Here is a 15,715-nt window from a genome sequence, read left to right as displayed (position 1 = left end):
GCCTTACGGAACGGACCGTAGCGTATCCGGCGAAATTTTGGCAGTGTGCGCCGAGACCGGCCGCGAACTCCTCGAGCGCAGGTCAACGGCGCTTCGAGGTAGTCTATGCGGCAGCTAAGTCGAAGGTGTGCGTGTGGAACGGAGTCACATGAACGCGCGTGTCGAGCAGTTGGAGTTCCAGGCTGAGGCTCGGCAATTGCTGGATCTGATGATCCACTCGGTCTATTCCAACAAGGATTCGTTTCTGCGGGAGCTGATCTCGAATGCCTCCGATGCACTCGACAAGCTGCGACTGGAAGCCTTCCGCAACAAGGACCTCGACGTCGACACCTCCGACCTGCATATCGAGATCGAGGCCGACAAAGACGCACGCACCCTGACCGTGCGCGACAACGGCATCGGGATGACGCGCGAAGAGGTCGTGGATCTGATCGGCACCCTGGCCAAGTCGGGCACCGCCGAACTCCGTCGGCAGCTGCGGGAGGCTAAAGACGCCGCCGCCTCCGACGAGCTGATCGGTCAGTTCGGGATCGGTTTCTACTCGGTGTTCATGGTCGCTGACAAGGTCGAGCTGCTGACCCGCAAGGCCGGCGAAAGCGCTGCTACCAGGTGGGAATCCAGCGGTGAAGGCACCTACACCATCGAATCGGTCGATGACGCGCCGCAGGGAACGTCGGTCACCTTGCACCTCAAGCCCGAAGATGCCGAGAACGAGCTGCACGATTACACCGCGGAGTGGAAGATCCGGAGTCTGGTCAAGAAGTACTCGGACTTCATTGCCTGGCCGATCCGGATGCAGGTCGAAAAGCGTACTCCGGCCACCGAGGAGGGGGGCGACGACGTCGTCACCGTGGAAACCGAGACGCTCAACTCGATGAAGGCGCTGTGGGCCAGACCCAAAGACGAGGTCTCCGAGGAGGAGTACAAGGAGTTCTACAAGCACATCGCACACGCCTGGGATGACCCGCTGGAGGTCATCGCGATGAAGGCCGAGGGCACTTTCGAGTACCAGGCCTTGCTGTTCATCCCGTCACATGCTCCGTTCGACCTGTATGACCGGGACGCCAAGATCGGGGTTCAGCTCTATGTCAAGCGCGTCTTCGTCATGGGCGACTGCGACCAGCTGTTGCCGAGATACCTGCGGTTCGTCAAGGGCGTTGTCGACGCCCAGGACATGTCGCTCAACGTTTCCCGGGAAATGCTGCAGCAGGATCGCCAGATCAACGCGATCCGCCGCCGGCTGACCAAAAAAGTGCTCGCCACGATCGAGGACCTGCAGTCGCAGCGGCCCGAGGACTACCGCACGTTCTGGACCCAGTTCGGCACGGTCCTCAAAGAGGGCCTGATGCTGGACTTCGACAACCAGGACACGCTGCTGCGTGTCTCGTCGTTCGCCTCGACGCACAGCGACGAGCAGCTCACCACCCTCGCCGACTATGTGGGGCGCATGAAGGACAACCAAAAACAGATCTTTTATGCGACCGGCGAATCGCGTGAGCAACTTCTGAAGTCGCCGCATTTGGAGGCGTTCAAGGCCAAGGGCTACGAGGTGCTGCTGCTGACCGATCCGGTCGACGAGATCTGGGTGGGACAGGTCAGCCAGTTCGACGGCAAGCCTTTGCAGTCGGTCGCCAAGGGTGAGGTCGATCTGGACTCCGAGGAGGAAAAGTCCGCCCACGAGGCCGAGCGCCAGGAGCAGCAGAAGGATTTCGCCGACCTGCTGACCTGGCTGCAGCAGACCTTGAGCGACCACGTCAAGGAAGTACGGTTGTCCACCCGCCTCACCGAGTCGCCGGCCTGCCTGATCACCGACAGTTTCGGCATCACGCCCGCGCTCGCGCGCATGTACCGCGCTTCCGGGCAGGTGGTTCCGGTCGGGAAGCGGATCCTCGAAATCAACCCCAAGCATCCGCTCATCATCGGCCTGCAACAGGCGCACAAGAACCGCGGCGATGACGACGCCAAGCTCGCCGAACTCGCCGACACCGCCGAACTGCTCTACGGCACCGCGCTTCTGTCCGAAGGTGATGTACCCGAGGACCCGGCGAAGTTCGCCGGATTGCTCGCCGATCGGCTGGCACGCACCGTGTAGGGGGTGCGACGGGCAGCCCGGCACTGTGCGGAGCGCCGCACCGAAGGAGAGTGACATGACTGAGGCGGCAAAGGTTCGTTTCGAACCGAAGATGTTGATCGACGGCGAGCTCGTCGACGGCCGGGCCGGCGCGTTCCCCAACGTCAATCCGGCAACCGAAGAGATCCTCGGCGAGGTCGCCGACGCGTCGAAGGAAGACATGCATCGGGCCATCGACGCCGCCCGCCGCGCGTTCGACGAGACCGACTGGTCGACCAACCACGCGTTTCGGCAGCGCTGCCTGCTGCAGCTGCACGAGGCCATCGACGCCGAGCGCGAAGAACTGCGTGAGGAGCTCATCCTCGAAGCCGGAACACCCCGGGCCATCACCTACGGACCCCAGCTCGACGCGCCGCTGGAGGACGGGCTGCGGTACCCCGCCAAGCTGATCGACGAGTACCCCTGGGAAACCGACCTGGGTGACAAGCCGATCAGCGTCACCGGCATGCTGACCCGTCGCAAGGTGTGGCGGGAACCAGTGGGCGTGGTCGGCGCGATCGTGCCGTGGAACTTCCCGTTCGAGGTCACCATCAACAAGATCGGCCAGGCGCTGGGCACCGGCAACACCGTGGTGCTCAAACCGGCGCCCGACACGCCGTTCAATGCGACCCGGCTGGGCCGGTTGATCGCCGAGAAAACAGATATTCCATCCGGCGTCGTCAACGTCGTCACCGCATCGGATCATCTGATCGGCGAAGAGCTCACCCTCTCGCCGAAGGTCGACCTGATCTCGTTCACCGGCTCGACCGCGGTCGGCAAACGGATCATGGAAAAAGGTGCGGCGACACTGAAGCGGCTGTTTTTGGAGCTCGGCGGCAAGTCGGCCACGATCGTGCTCGAGGATGCCGATTTCGGGTCGGCCTGCGCGATCGGCATCGCCCCGTGCATGCACGCCGGGCAGGGCTGCGCCATTCCCACCAGGATGCTGCTGCCGCGGTCTCGCTACGACGAGGGCGTGGGGATTCTGCAGAGCATCTACGAGAACGTCATGCCGGGCGACCCGCAGGATCCCGCCACCCTGTGCGGCCCGTTGATCTCGGATAGGCAGCGCCAGCGGGTGCTGGGCTATCTCAACAAGGGCATCGAGGAGGGCGCCACCGCCCTGGTCGGCGGCCCCGACGCGCCCACCGGTTTCGACAAGGGGTTCTTCGTGCGGCCAACGCTTTTCGTCGACGTCGACAATTCCATGACGATTGCGCAAGAGGAGATTTTCGGCCCGGTGCTGGCTGTCATCCCCTTCGACGACGAGGAGGACGCGATCCGCATCGCCAACGACAGCGCCTACGGGCTGGCCGGTAACGTGATCTCGGGTTCCCTGGAGCACTCGCTGGCGGTGGCCCGCCGGCTGCGGGCCGGGTTCATCGGCGTCAACGGCGGCGCTGCCTACGGCGCCGACACGCCGTTCGGTGGATACAAGGCCAGCGGAGTGGGCCGCCAGAACGGTGTCGCCGGGTTCGACCAGTACACCGAGATCAAATCCGTCGGCTATCCCGCCGGCTCATGAGCAGCGACGGCCCGAGCGTGCGCACAAACCGACGTTCGCCGGCGTGTCGCTGCGGCGACACGCACGCTCGCGGTGTTCGGTGCGGTTACCTGCGGCGTGCTGTGGACGCCGACCTGACCAGGTTCGACCCGACAATCAGGCGCTGGATCTCGCTGGTCCCCTCGTAGAGCCGCAGCAGGCGGACGTCGCGGTAGATCCGCTCCACCGGCACCCCGCGCAGGTAGCCGCTGCCGCCGTGGATTTGCACGGCCAGATCGGCGACCTTGCCGGCCATTTCGGTGCAATACAACTTCGCCGCCGACGGCGCGATCCGGCGATCCTGGTCGCTGATCCATAACCGGGCCGCCTCCCGCACCAGAGCACGTCCGGCCATCACGCCGGTTTGCTGCTCGGCCAGCATCGCCTGCACCAGTTGGAAGTTCCCGATCGGCGTGCCGCCCTGGGTGGCGGTGGCCGCATAGGTCACGGACTCGTCGAGCGCCCGCTGGGCGGTGCCCACCGCGACCGCGGCGATGTGGATGCGCCCGCGCGCCAGCGACGTCATCGCTGCCCGGTAGCCGATGTCTTCGCTGCCGCCGACCAGCGCACCGTGCGGGACACGGACATCGGTGAAGCTGACATCGGCCGTCCACGCGCCTTCCTGGCCCATTTTGGCGTCCTTAGGCCCCACTTCGACGCCGGGGATGTCGGCCGGGACCAGGAACACCGCGATGCCCGGGCCGGCCGCATCGGCGGGCCGGGTGCGCGCGAACACCACGAACAGATCGGCCATCGGGGCGTTGGTGATGAAGCGCTTCGCTCCGGAGATCACCCAGTCTCCGTCACTGCGGACAGCTTTGGTGCGCAGTCCGGCCGGGTTGGAGCCGGCGCCGGGTTCGGTCAGCGCGAACGAGGCGACCACTTCGCCGGAGGCCATCCCCGCCAGCCAGCGCGACTTCTGCTCGTCGGTGCCGAACCCGACCAGCACCTGCCCGGCGATCCCGTTGTTGGTGCCGAACATCGACCGCAGCGCCAGCGACGTGTAACCCAACTCCATCGCCAACTCGACGTCTTGGGCCAGGTCCAAGCCGAGCCCGCCCCATTCCTGGGGGATGGCATAGCCGAACAACCCCATGGCCTTGGCCTGGTCCCGAAGGTCGTCGGGAACCGCGTCAGCCGCCAGGATCTCCTGCTCGCGCGGGACGACGGCGGTACGGACGAATTCACGGGTCTGGGCGAGGATTTGCGCGAAGACGTCGTCGGCGACGGGGGCAGTGGTCATCGAAGCCATGCTCCTTTCGGCCTCCTTCGGGGCGCCTCGTGGGCCAGGAGTAACCGTGGCGACCCGCGGTGCCCGGCGTCGCCGGCACCACGAAGATCATATATTAAATATGATGTGCGAGAATCGCAGGGTTCGTAGGCGTGGATGAAGGAGGGTGATCAGATGTCATTGCTGACCGGTCGGACCGCGGTCGTCACCGGTGGTGCCCAAGGATTGGGGTTCGCTATCGCGGAGCGCTTCGTCGCCGAAGGCGCGCGGGTGGTGCTCGGCGATGTGAACCTCGAGGGCACCGAGGCCGCGGCCACTCGGCTCGGCGGCGACGGCGTCGCGGCGGCGGTGCGGTGCGACGTGACGACGGCCACCGACGTCGAGACCCTGATCGGAACCGCCGTCGAACGCTTCGGCGGTCTGGACATCATGGTCAACAACGCCGGGATCACCCGTGACGCGACCATGCGCACAATGACCGAGGAGCAGTTCGACGAGGTGATCGCGGTGCATCTGAAGGGAACCTGGAACGGCACCCGCAAGGCCGCGGCGATCATGCGGGAGAACAAGCGCGGTGCGATCGTGAACATGTCGTCGCTGTCCGGCAAGGTCGGGCTGGTCGGTCAGACCAACTATTCGGCGGCCAAAGCCGGGATCATCGGAATGACGAAAGCGGCCGCCAAGGAACTTGCCCACCTGGGGGTGCGGGTCAACGCCATCGCGCCCGGCCTGATTCGGACGGCGATGACTGAGGCTATGCCGCAGCGTATCTGGGACGAAAAGATGGCCGAGATTCCGCTGGGGCGGGCCGGTGAGCCGGCCGAGGTCGCCAATGTGGCGTTGTTTTTGGCCTCGGATTTGTCCTCGTACATGACCGGCACCGTGCTCGAGGTGACCGGCGGGAGGTTCATGTGATCGTGCGCGAAGCCGTGATCTGCGAGCCGGTGCGCACCCCGATCGGCCGCTACGGGGGAATGTTCACGTCGCTGACCGCCGTCGACCTCGGTGTCGCCGCGCTGCGGGGTCTGCTGCAGCGAACCAAAATCCCGCCGCAATCGGTACAGGACGTCATCCTCGGGCACTGCTACCCGAGCAGTGAGGCACCGGCGATCGGGCGAGTGGTGGCGCTCGACGCCGGCCTGCCGGTGACGGTTCCGGGCATGCAGGTCGACCGCCGCTGCGGTTCGGGTCTCCAAGCAGTGATCCAGGCGTGCTTGCAGGTCAGCAGCGGGGACAACGACCTCGTCATCGCCGGCGGCGCCGAAAGCATGAGCAACGTGGTCTTCTACTCCACCGACATGCGCTGGGGCGGCGCCCGCAGCGGTGTGCGGGTGCACGACGGGTTGACCCGTGGTCGCACCACCGCCGGCGGCCGCCATTACCCGGTGCCCGGCGGGATGCTGGAAACCGCCGAGAATCTGCGCCGACGCTACGGCATCTCACGGACCGAGCAAGACGAACTCGCGGTGACCTCGCACCAGCGAGCAGTAGCCGCCCAGCAGAACGGTGTCTTCGCCGAAGAAATCATTCCCGTCGCGCTACCCGCCCGACACGGCGAGCAGTTGGTCGACACCGACGAGCATCCTCGTGCCGACACGTCGATGGAATCGCTGAGCAAGCTCAAACCGGTTCTGGCAGAGCATGATCCGGATGCCACCGTGACCGCGGGCAACGCCTCCGGGCAAAACGATGCGGCATCGATGTGCGTGGTGACCACCCCGGACAAGGCCGCTGACCTGGGCCTGACCCCGCTGGTTCGGTTGGTGTCCTGGGCCGTTGCGGCGGTGGCACCCGACATCATGGGCATCGGCCCGGTGCCGGCCACCGAGATCGCGCTGGCCAAGGCCGGACTGCAATTGAGCGACATCGACCTGATCGAGCTCAACGAGGCGTTCGCCGCGCAGGCTCTCGCCGTGATGCGCGAGTGGCGCGTGGGCGCCGCCGACCGGGAGCGGATCAACGTGTGTGGATCCGGGATCTCGCTGGGGCATCCGGTCGGCGCGACCGGCGGACGGATGCTCGCCACGTTGGCGCGTGAGCTCACCCGGCGAAGCGCGCGCTACGGGCTTGAGACCATGTGCATCGGTGGAGGACAGGGTTTGGCCGCGGTGTTCGAACGGATCTCGTCGTGACCATGCCGCTGAGCGACGTCACCGTCGTCGAGGTGTCGAGCTTCGTCGCCGCACCGTTGTGTGGCATGACGCTGAGCCAGCTCGGCGCCCAGGTGATTCGGGTTGACCCCGTCGGAGGCGCCTCGGACGTACACCGCTGGCCGCTGGCCGCCGACGGCACCTCGATCTACTGGACCGGCCTGAACAAGGGAAAGCGGTCGGTCACCGTCGACTTGCGCTCACCCGAAGGGCAGCACCTGGTTCAGCGGCTGATCGTCGAAGGTGACGGCGTCGTGGTCACCAACGCCGCGGGCATGGCCTGGCTGTCGTATCACCAGCTCGCCCGCCTGCGCGAGGATGTGATCCATCTCCAATTGCTCGGCCGCGGCGACGGTTCCACCGCAGTGGACTACACGGTCAACGCGGGGACCGGATTCCCGCTGGTGACGGGCCCCGCCAACCATGCCGGCCCGGTCAACCACGTCTTGCCGGCCTGGGACGTGTGCTGCGGTCTGTACGCAGCGCTCGCGGTGACCGCCGCGGTGCGGCGCCGCGACCAGTGCGGCGTGGGCGCCCGCATCAGCCTGGCGCTCGAAGACGTCGCGCTGGCCACCGCCGGCAATCTGGGGCTTTTGACCGAACCGCAGGTGACCGGAACCGAGCGCCCGCGGTTGGGCAACGCGATCTACGGTCAGTACGGCCAGGACTTCACCAGCGGCGACGGCGTTGCCTTCATGGTCGTCACGCTGACGAGACGGCACTTCCAGGACCTTGTCGAGGTGACCGGCACCGGTGCCGCGGTGTCGGCACTTGCCCGGTCTCTGGGCGTTGACTTCGGCGACGAGGGGGACCGCTACCGCTACCGTGACGTGTTGAGCGGGCTGTTCGCCGTCTGGTTCGCGGCCCACACCGCCGAGGAGATCATCGAAGCGCTGGCCTCCACGAGCGTGCTCTACGAGCGTTACCGCACATTCGGGCAGCTCGCCAACGACGAACGGGTGACCGCGAACCCGCTGTTTTCCCGCCTGCAGCAAGCAGGGCTCGGCGAATACCTGGCACCGGGCCTGCCGATCGCGTTCGACGGCCGTCATCCCCCGAGCGCGGCCGCACCTGCGCTGGGCGGGGATACGGCCGGGATCCTGGCGGATCGCTTGGGGCTCAGCGCAGCAGACATCGAACGGCTGATCCACGCGAAAACGATCGCCTGCTGACCAGAGGAGGATCTGATGACCAAACTTGCCCAGACACTCGGTCTGACCGATTTTCAATCCGAGATCATCGCTACGGTGCGTCAATTCGTCGAGAAAGAAGTCATTCCCACAGCGCCGGAGCTCGAGCGCGCCGACACCTATCCGCAGGCCCTCGTCGACCAGATGCGAAAGATGGGGCTCTTCGGCTTGATGATTCCGCAGGAGTACGGCGGCCTGGGGGAGTCGCTGCTGACGTATGTGCTGTGCGTGGAGGAGCTGGCCCGGGGCTGGATGAGTGTCTCCGGGGTCCTCAACACCCATTTCATCGTGGCCTACATGCTGCGACAGCACGGCACCGAGGCGCAGCAACAACGGCTGTTGCCGCGCATGGCCACCGGCGAGGTCCGTGGCGCGTTTTCGATGTCGGAGCCGGAGTTGGGCTCCGACGTCGCCGCCATCCGCACCCGCGCAACTCGCAATGCCGACGGCGGCTACACGATCAACGGTCAGAAGATGTGGGTGACCAACGGGGCCAGCTCGACCTTGGTGGCGGCACTGGTCCGCACCGACGAGGGAGCCGACTCGCCGCACCGCAACCTCACCGCGTTCCTGATCGAAAAACCAGCCGGATTCGGCGAAGTCGTCCCCGGTCTGCTGATACCCGGCAAGATCGACAAGCTGGGTTACAAGGGCATCGATACCACGGAAATGATCTTCGACGGCTATATCGCAGGTGCAGAAGACATTCTGGGCGGGGTACCCGGGCGGGGCTTCTATCAGATGATGGACGGCATCGAAGTCGGTCGGGTCAATGTGTCGGCGCGGGCTTGCGGGGTGGCTCTGCGGGCGTTCGAGCTGGCGGTTCGCTATGCCCAGCAACGCCACACGTTCGGCAGGCCGATCGCCGAGCATCAGGCTATTGCTTTCCAAATCGCAGAGATGGCAACCAAGGTCGAGGCCGCCCATCTGATGATGGTCAACGCGGCCCGGTTGAAGGATTCCGGCGAGCGTAACGACGTCGCCGCGGGCATGGCGAAGTATCTGGCCAGTGAATTCTGCACCGAGGTCACCCAGCAGAGCTTCCGTATCCACGGCGGCTACGGCTACTCCACGGAGTATGAGATCGAGCGGCTGATGCGCGACGCACCGTTTCTGCTCATCGGCGAGGGCACCAGCGAGATCCAGAAGTCGATCATCAGCAAGCGCCTGCTTGCCGACTATCAAATATGACTGCGCGCGTTCCAGATTTCGCGGCGAGACCGCAGCTGTCCGACGATGTGGCGCGGTATGTCCGCAAACGGATTTTCGACGGCACCTACTCCGCCGGGCAGTACGTGCGTCTCGACCAGCTGGCGGCCGAACTGGGCATCAGCGTGACGCCGGTGCGTGAAGCCTTGTTCGAGCTTCGCGCGGAGGGTCTGCTCGCTCAACAGCCGCGCCGCGGTTTCGTGGTGTTGCCGGTGACGGGACGAGATCTTGCCGACGTCGCCAACGTGCAGGCACACGTCGGCGGCGAGCTGGCCGCGCGGGCTGCGGTCACCATCGACGGCGACCGGCTGCAGCAGCTCAAGGAGATCCAGACCCAGCTGGAGGCGGCCTACGCCAGTAGCGACGACGAACGGGCGGTCCGGCTCAATCACGAGTTTCACCGCGCCATCAACGTCGCTGCCGACTCACCCAAGCTTGCCCAGCTGATGTCGCAAATCACCCGCTATGCCCCCGAATCGGTGTTTCCCACGATCCCCGGCTGGCCCGCCCAATCGATCAGGGACCACCGGCGGGTGCTGGCGGCACTGGCCAAACACGACGACGAGCTGGCCCGCAAGGCGATGTCGGAGCACCTCTCCGCCGGCGCCGCCCCGTTGATCGATCACCTGATCGGGCACGGTGTCATCGACCCGGCAAGCCGCCCGTACTCGCGCCGACGCGCCCGGGGAACGTCGTCCTGACCCTGGGACGAGGCATCTCCCAGTTCCCTGCGAAGAGAAACTCCCGCATCATTAGTGCCATGGCGACTCGCTGTGGGATCCACTCGCAACCAGCCGGGCGAACGGGGGCCGGGGCCCGACGTCGCCGCCGCAGGATGACAGAGGTCGGCATCCTCGTGGGTGCGCTGCTGGTTGTGACGCCGGTGGCGCTGGCGGCAACCGGCGCGGAATCGCCGGCCGCGGCTCGCCCGCCGGCAGTCAAGCGCGCTTTCCGGACCGACCCGGATCCGGGGTGGATCATCTCTCCCGGAGCGATCAGCCGGCTCGAATCCGCCGGGCTCTCCGCCGAATCGACCAAGCGTTTCTTCGACAACCCCGCCACGCTGCTGCTCTCGACCGGGGGCGACCCGAGGGTGCCGGATGCCGGCTTGGTCGCCGATTTCACCAGCGGCGCGGCGCTGTCGGCCGCGTTGTCGGATGACAGGGTGCCCGAGACGGTTCGCTATGTCCTGCTCGACCTCGAGCACTGGAGTTTCACGCCGGAAAACGAGCAGCGCGATCCCATCGCCGCGCTGCGGGCCGCCGAGCAGGTCGCCGCCGGTCACGACAAACAGTTGATCTTCGCCCCGGCCTTTGACCTCATGAACGTCCTTGCGCCGGACGAGCCGCGGGGACCGTCCCGCTGGGCGGCATTCAGCGAGCGGGTGCTGGTTCCGGCCGCGGAGATTGCTTCCGTCATCGAGATCCAGTCCCAAAGCACCGAAGGCACGTCGCTGGCGACCTCAGCGGTACCGGCTGCCGTGGAGCGGATCCGGGCCGCTCACCCCGGCGTACCGGTCTTCGTGGGCCTGTCGACCAACCCGGACGGCCGCCGGGTCACTGCCGGTGATCTGCTCGCCTTGGTCGACGCCACGCCGGCGGCCGCCGGATACTGGCTCAATGTGCCCGAGGCCGGCCGGTACTGCCCCCGGTGCGGCGCGGCGCAGGGCCACGTGGGCGTGGCGTTCCTCGACGAGTTGGCCGCCAGGTCGGGGATGGCCGCTGCCCCGTCGTGACGGGTGTCTCCGGTACCGGCCCGGGAAGGCGGGAGGGCTCGGTCATTGTGCCTGGCATCGGCCCGGCCGTATCCGCAGCCGACAGCGCTCGATGAGTATCGCGGCCAGCAGCGCGGGTTCGCTGATCATCAGATCGTGGCAGGTATCGACGGGGATCAATGTCTGCACGCCCCCGAGCGCGGCAATGCTGCGGTATTGCGCCGACACCGACAGGGCACGGTCACGCAACGTCAAGATCCATGTCCGGGGGATGTCGGCGGGCAGACCGCGGTGGTCGGCGGGTTCAGCGATGACCGCGACGGCTTCGTCGTGCAGCCGCGACAACGCGAAGCGGCGTTGCCGCCATGACATTCCATTACAAAACAACCAGCCCGCGAGCAGTTTCGGGGTGGTCGCAGGCGACGCTTTACGCCGGATGGCCCGTCGCACATACCACGCCAGCGGAGCGCTGAGCGTGTCGACGATCGCGGTTCCCTGCACGGGTACCGAGCACGCGGCCAGGATCATCTCCCGCACCCGCGCCGCACCGAGCTCCGCGACGATTCCGGGCACAGTCAGCCCGGCCAGTGAGTGACCGGCGACGACCACGTCTGTGAGTCCGGCATCGTTGATCTGGGTGACGGCCGAGCAGATCCAATCGGCCGCCGTGACGGTGGCGAGATCGCCGGGTGTGGCGTTGCTTTTCTTGTACCAGTCGGTCCGGCGCCTCCGGTGAGCTCTGCGCTACCCGAGTCCGAAATCGATGACACCGCGGATGATCTGACCCCCCAGCAGATCGTCGTAGGCGTCGTTGATCTGGTCGAGCCGATAGCGTTTCGTGATCATCTCGTCGAGTTTGAGCTGCCCGGTCCGATAGAGCCCGGCCAGCCGCGCTACGTCGGATCTCGGATTGCACGACCCGAAGACGGTGCCGGCCAGCGTTTTGTTCATCAGGATGAAATCCTGCAGGTCGACGTCGACCGACCGGGTCAGTTGCGACGTCATCCCGGTCAGCACGCAGGTGCCGCCCTTACGGGTCAGCGCGAGCGCATCGCGGACATCCTCGGGGCTGATCAGTGCGGGTGACACCACCACGGTGTCGGCCATCACCCCGCGGGTCACGTCGCGCACCAGATCCAGCGCATCGGCCGCCGTCGACGCGCTGTGGGTGGCGCCGAATCGCAGCGCCGATTTCCGTTTGAATTCCACCGGATCAACGGCGATGATCTGCGCGGCTCCGCTGATTCGCGCACCCTGGATCGCGCCGGTCCCGATGCCGCCCGCACCGATTACCACAACGGTGTCACCGCCGCACACCCCGCCTCGGTTGGCTGCCGAGCCGTACCCGGTGGGAATGGCGCAGGCCAGCAGGGCGGCGGGAACCAGCGGCAGCTCCGGCTCGATCTTGACCAGCGAAGCTGCCGCTACCACAGTGTGTTCGGCGAATGCACCGATCTTGGCGATGTGCCCCAGCGGTTTGCCGTCGCCGGTGTGATGGCGAAACGTCCCGTCGGTGGGCATTCCCGGGGTCAAGGTGCCGATACCGGCGTCGCAGAGATACTCCATGCCGGAGGCGCACCAGCGGCATCGACCGCACACCGCGACGAACGACGTCACCACGTGGTCGCCCGGTTCGAACTCGGTGACGCCGGGACCGACTTCGCGGACTACGCCGGAACCCTCGTGGCCGCCGATGGTAGGAAACATGGTCGGCAGTCCGAGCGAGCGCAGCACCTCGTTGGGCGCGCCGATGTCGCCGGTGCGGATGTGGTCGTCGGAGTGGCACAGTCCGGCAGCGGCCAGCTCGAGGAGAACCTCACCGGCGCGCGGTGGATCGAGTTGGAATTCCTCGACGGACCACGGCGCGCCGACGTCGTGCAGGATCGCCGCCCGGCTTCTCACGAGGCGGGGGTGAACGTGACCGGAATCTTGTTGGGAGAACGGAAGGTGAGCCCGACGATTCTGGCATCTTCGTCGGGTATCAGGGTCAGGTTCGCGACCCGGTCGAACAGGCTGTTGAGCATCACCCGGGTTTCCAGCCGGGCCAGGTGCATGCCCAGGCACATGTGGATGCCTCCGGCGAAGGCGAGGTTGGCCTGCCGCGGCCGGTGGATGTCGAACGTTTCGGGATCGCGCCAGCGGGTTTCGTCGTGGTTGGCCGATCCCATGCACAAGTCGACTTGCGCGCCGGAAGGGATTGTCTTTCCACCGATTTCGACCGGCTCGGTGGTGGTGCGCAGGACCATGGTCAGTGGTGTCTCGTAGCGCAGTCCCTCTTCGAACGCGGCCGGGATCAGGGACCGGTCTCGATACACCGCCGCCAACTGGTCGGGATGGGTCAGCAGCAGATACAGCAGGTTTCCCGACGAGCGGTAGGTGGTTTCCAGGCCGGCCGGCAGCAACAGCCGCAGGAAGGAGATGATGGCCTCGTCGGTGAGCTTTTCGCCGTCGATCTCGGCCCCGACCAGGTCGCCGATGATGTCGTCGGTGAGTTTGCGGCGTCGCTGCTCGACCTGTTCGAGAAAGTAGTCGTGCAATTCGGCGGAGGCTCTCAACCCGGCCTCGATGTCGACCGGGATCGAGATGAGATCGAACGATAGTCGCCGGAACAGGTCGAGGTCCTCGCGAGGAAGCCCCAGCAGCGCGGCGGCGACCCGGGTAGGGAACTCGAACGTGACCGACGTGACCAGGTCGGCCTCGCCGTCGTTTTTGATCTCGTCGATCAGCTGGTTGCAGACGGGTGCGATGACTGCAGGTTCCCAGCGTTGCAGCGAGGTGGCGCGAAACGCCTTGGCCACCAGGTTGCGGTGATCATGGTGCTCTTTGCCGCCCATGGCCAGGATGGTGTGCCCGATGACCAGCCCGATGGTTTTGTCGTAGGCGTGCGAGCTGAAGACCCGGTCGTCGCGGAATGCCCGGAACACGTCGTCGTAGCCGAACAGCACCCATTCGTCGTCGGGGACCAGTTCGGGCGGCAGCTGCGATGGATCGCCGAGGGCGCCGTGCCAGACCGGTTCGGTGCGACGCATATAGGCATAGAACGGGTAGGGGCTGGTTTCGCCCGTCGTGTCGAGCGTCACGGCTTGGCCGTGCGGGTTGGTGCTGATGGACATCAGCTCCTCCTGGAGCAACCGGTGGCGCGGGCGCACCGGACCTGACATGTCCGGTGGAATCTCACTATCATAATATAAATAGCAATAAAGCCCAACGCGGTCGGGTGGTATCCACCAGGATGTAGTGGGCCCACGGCCGGTGCGAATACCGATCGTGCCCGGAGGTGTCGGCCCGCCGGGGCCGATGTCGGACCTAGACCGGGTCGAATTTCGTGATCAGCCAACTGCCGTTGGCCTTGGTCAACGACACCAGCACGCTGCTCGCCGACATGGCCGGCTCCGGCCGGTCTTTGCTGGTGGTGGTTTGGTTGACGAAGACCAGCACGACGGCCGAATCGGCATGCAGGTCCGACAGCGCGGCCCCGACGACCTTGGCGCTGGTCGTTACCGCTTTCTCCTTGGCCGCCTTTGTCACGATCTCGCGGGTGAACTTTTCGTAGTAGTCCAGAAAATCTCCGCCCAGGTGGGATTTGGCCGTGGTGAAGTCCTGTTCGAGGGTGTCCGGTTTGTAGGACAGCAGCGCGACCGTGCCCTCCCGGGCGGCGGCGACCACTCGGTGGGCGGCGGCGTTGTCGGTCTGCCGATCAGGCCGGTATTCGGTGACGTACAGCCAGGCCGCCAGCCCGCCGGAGACCAGCAAAAGTATGACCGGAATGACCGCGGCAAGGTTGATATGGGTCGCGATCTTGCTGCGCGCGACCTGCTTTTGCGGCGGTGTCTTGTCGCGCGGTGGGATAGCCGCACCGGCGGGTGCCTCGACGACGGCCTGATCCTCGGTTTCGTCGGCTGCGTTCACAACACGAACTCGACTTTCGACATTTTGAATTGATCGCCGTCGCGGGTCACCGACACGCGTAACCGGAACGCCCGCGGTTCGTCTTTGGCGCCGGCAGCGTTGGTGACGCGTTCGGTCCCGAGCACCAAGATCACCGCGGAATCCTTTCCCATCGACTCGACGCCGGTTGCGGTCACCGCGCCCTCGGTGATCACCTTGGACTGTTCGACGACCGAGGTGAAGTCACCGGCGCGTTTTTGGAAATCGTCCCTGAACTCGCCGGTAGAGCTGTCGATCACCCGCTGGACGTCTTGTTTGGCCTTGGTGAAATTCAGCGAGAGCATGTTGATCACACCCTGTCTGGCCGCGGCGGTGAACGCCGCGGCGCGCTGCCGCTGCGCGAGGGCTTCGTGGTTGTACCACACCATGTAGCCGCTGGCCGCGAGCAGGCCGCAGATGACCACGACGGCGGTCACGCTCAGCGCCGCCGACATTCTCGGGGGGAGCCGCCGCCGTCGCGGTCGGGGGGTCTCCGCGGCGCTGACCCGCGGCTCGGCGGCCCGGCGGGCCTCGGGGGCAGGTTCGGCGACCGGGGCGGCAGTCGGCTCTTGGCCGTTGTCGTTCCGGGTCTGGGCCGCGCGGCGCAGTCGGATGGCCCGGGCCCGGGCCCGGGCCATCCG

General features: G+C 66.1%; 13 protein-coding genes and 1 pseudogene. 8 read left to right on the top strand and 6 right to left on the bottom strand.

Annotation, left to right across the window (positions count from 1 at the left end):
• Positions 1-148: 148 nt before the first annotated feature.
• Entirely contained in the window at positions 149-2,092 is a 1,944-nt protein-coding gene (htpG, locus tag F6Q13_RS09560) for a molecular chaperone HtpG (protein WP_293055465.1), read from the top strand.
• A gap of 55 nt (positions 2,093-2,147) precedes the next feature.
• Positions 2,148-3,635 carry an aldehyde dehydrogenase family protein gene (locus tag F6Q13_RS09555; protein WP_293055462.1) on the top strand — a complete coding sequence of 496 codons (1,488 nt, stop codon included), beginning with the start codon at positions 2,148-2,150 and terminating at the stop codon, positions 3,633-3,635.
• A gap of 85 nt (positions 3,636-3,720) precedes the next feature.
• On the opposite strand, the gene F6Q13_RS09550 is transcribed toward F6Q13_RS09555, so the two are convergent.
• Positions 3,721-4,896 (bottom strand): acyl-CoA dehydrogenase family protein, encoded by a 1,176-nt coding sequence (locus F6Q13_RS09550; RefSeq protein ID WP_293055460.1) that lies wholly within the window; start codon positions 4,894-4,896, stop codon positions 3,721-3,723.
• Positions 4,897-5,058: 162 nt separating this feature from the next.
• Here F6Q13_RS09550 and fabG point away from each other — a divergent pair, with 162 nt between their 5' ends.
• From fabG to F6Q13_RS09520, 6 genes are all read left to right on the top strand, one after another.
• Positions 5,059-5,799 carry a 3-oxoacyl-ACP reductase FabG gene (fabG, locus tag F6Q13_RS09545; RefSeq protein ID WP_293055458.1) on the top strand — a complete coding sequence of 247 codons (741 nt, stop codon included), beginning with the start codon at positions 5,059-5,061 and terminating at the stop codon, positions 5,797-5,799.
• Positions 5,799-7,016, top strand: a complete 1,218-nt coding sequence (locus tag F6Q13_RS09540) for an acetyl-CoA C-acetyltransferase (RefSeq protein ID WP_293055534.1) — start codon at positions 5,799-5,801, stop codon at positions 7,014-7,016. The genes fabG and F6Q13_RS09540 overlap by 1 nt, the downstream gene beginning before the upstream one ends.
• A 2-nt stretch (positions 7,017-7,018) precedes the next feature.
• Positions 7,019-8,206, top strand: coding sequence for a CoA transferase (locus tag F6Q13_RS09535; protein WP_293055531.1), 1,188 nt, complete (start codon positions 7,019-7,021; stop codon positions 8,204-8,206).
• A gap of 15 nt (positions 8,207-8,221) precedes the next feature.
• Complete coding sequence (locus tag F6Q13_RS09530; protein WP_293055456.1) at positions 8,222-9,415, top strand: acyl-CoA dehydrogenase family protein; 1,194 nt, start codon at positions 8,222-8,224, stop codon at positions 9,413-9,415.
• A complete protein-coding gene (locus F6Q13_RS09525) occupies positions 9,412-10,134 on the top strand; it encodes a GntR family transcriptional regulator (RefSeq protein ID WP_293055454.1) in 723 nt (240 codons plus the stop codon). The genes F6Q13_RS09530 and F6Q13_RS09525 overlap by 4 nt, the downstream gene beginning before the upstream one ends.
• Positions 10,135-10,268: 134 nt before the next feature.
• On the top strand, positions 10,269-11,168 hold the full coding sequence (locus F6Q13_RS09520) for a hypothetical protein (protein ID WP_293055452.1): 900 nt from the start codon (positions 10,269-10,271) through the stop codon (positions 11,166-11,168).
• 42 nt (positions 11,169-11,210) lie between these two features.
• On the opposite strand, the pseudogene F6Q13_RS09515 reads toward F6Q13_RS09520, so the two are convergent.
• The 5 genes and pseudogenes from F6Q13_RS09515 to F6Q13_RS09495 form a co-directional block, all read right to left on the bottom strand.
• Positions 11,211-11,822, bottom strand: a pseudogene (locus F6Q13_RS09515) (alpha/beta fold hydrolase); the annotation flags it as partial.
• A 69-nt stretch (positions 11,823-11,891) separates the two neighbouring features.
• Positions 11,892-13,049, bottom strand: a complete 1,158-nt coding sequence (locus F6Q13_RS09510) for an NDMA-dependent alcohol dehydrogenase (protein WP_293055449.1) — start codon at positions 13,047-13,049, stop codon at positions 11,892-11,894.
• Positions 13,046-14,260, bottom strand: coding sequence for a cytochrome P450 (locus tag F6Q13_RS09505; protein ID WP_293055448.1), 1,215 nt, complete (start codon positions 14,258-14,260; stop codon positions 13,046-13,048). Before F6Q13_RS09505 ends, F6Q13_RS09510 begins: the two co-directional genes overlap by 4 nt.
• 193 nt (positions 14,261-14,453) lie before the next feature.
• Complete coding sequence (locus F6Q13_RS09500; protein WP_293055528.1) at positions 14,454-14,996, bottom strand: hypothetical protein; 543 nt, start codon at positions 14,994-14,996, stop codon at positions 14,454-14,456.
• 56 nt (positions 14,997-15,052) lie between these two features.
• A partial coding sequence (locus F6Q13_RS09495; protein ID WP_293055446.1) for a hypothetical protein occupies positions 15,053-15,715 on the bottom strand: 663 nt, incomplete at its 5' end.

The sequence above is a fragment of the Mycobacterium sp. genome, assembly GCF_008709575.1.
In the GTDB taxonomy this organism is placed as follows: Bacteria; Actinomycetota; Actinomycetes; order Mycobacteriales; family Mycobacteriaceae; genus Mycobacterium.
The sequence above is the reverse complement of the archived record's forward strand: the minus strand, read 5'-3'. Positions and strand labels throughout refer to the sequence as shown.

Bases quoted from the DNA above. Each gene is read 5' to 3' on its own strand.
- F6Q13_RS09555 (WP_293055462.1), top strand. From the start codon at position 2,148: ATGACTGAGGCGGCAAAGGTTCGTTTCGAACCGAAGATGTTGATCGAC.
- F6Q13_RS09530 (WP_293055456.1), top strand. From the start codon at position 8,222: ATGACCAAACTTGCCCAGACACTCGGTCTGACCGATTTTCAATCCGAG.
- htpG (WP_293055465.1), top strand. From the start codon at position 149: ATGAACGCGCGTGTCGAGCAGTTGGAGTTCCAGGCTGAGGCTCGGCAA.
- F6Q13_RS09505 (WP_293055448.1), bottom strand. From the start codon at position 14,260: ATGTCCATCAGCACCAACCCGCACGGCCAAGCCGTGACGCTCGACACG.
- fabG (WP_293055458.1), top strand. From the start codon at position 5,059: ATGTCATTGCTGACCGGTCGGACCGCGGTCGTCACCGGTGGTGCCCAA.
- F6Q13_RS09520 (WP_293055452.1), top strand. From the start codon at position 10,269: ATGACAGAGGTCGGCATCCTCGTGGGTGCGCTGCTGGTTGTGACGCCG.
- F6Q13_RS09550 (WP_293055460.1), bottom strand. From the start codon at position 4,896: ATGACCACTGCCCCCGTCGCCGACGACGTCTTCGCGCAAATCCTCGCC.
- F6Q13_RS09525 (WP_293055454.1), top strand. From the start codon at position 9,412: ATGACTGCGCGCGTTCCAGATTTCGCGGCGAGACCGCAGCTGTCCGAC.
- F6Q13_RS09535 (WP_293055531.1), top strand. From the start codon at position 7,019: ATGCCGCTGAGCGACGTCACCGTCGTCGAGGTGTCGAGCTTCGTCGCC.